Here is a 569-nt window from a genome sequence, read left to right as displayed (position 1 = left end):
TCAAAATTTGAGTGTGGTGGGCGTTGTTGAAGAGGTGCTGCGTGGACATGGTTTTACCGGCATTGACTACCGTTTAGAATTAAAAAATCGTTATCCGGTCCGGGAGCTTATCACCCAATGGCAGGAGAGTGACCTGACCTTTATTCAACGAATTTTAGCCGATGTGGGGATTTGGTTTCGTTTTGAAACGCATGCTGAGCACAATTGTGATGTTATGGTCTTAAGTGATTACGAACAAGGTTATCAGCAGGCAAAGGATATCGACTACAAACTACCGAGTGGCACTTTAGATGCAGGCGTTGACAGTGTGTGGGATATGGGTTTACACAGTCAGATGGTTGAAGCGTCAGTTCAGGTGCAGGATTATAATTACCGGGATGCAGGCAGCAATTTACAAACGGAAGTGAACAGTCAGCCAACAAACGCGACGACGTATGGCATGAATTACCGTTATGAAGAGCACTATAAAGGATTGAATGATAATGGCACGGCTAATGCCGGTCGTGATAGCGATACAGCCAACCGTTTTGCGGCAGGGGAGCAAAATGGTAACCGCGAAGGTGACCAGG

General features: G+C 46.4%; 1 protein-coding gene. It reads left to right on the top strand.

The window, feature by feature from the left end; genetic code table 11:
• Positions 1 to 569: phage late control D family protein (locus J3U66_RS12790; protein ID WP_267349251.1), on the top strand; the 569-nt coding region annotated here is incomplete at both ends.

This window comes from Gilliamella sp. B2969 (assembly GCF_026536195.1).
Classification (GTDB): Bacteria; Pseudomonadota; Gammaproteobacteria; order Enterobacterales; family Orbaceae; genus Gilliamella.
The sequence above is the reverse complement of the archived record's forward strand: the minus strand, read 5'-3'. Positions and strand labels throughout refer to the sequence as shown.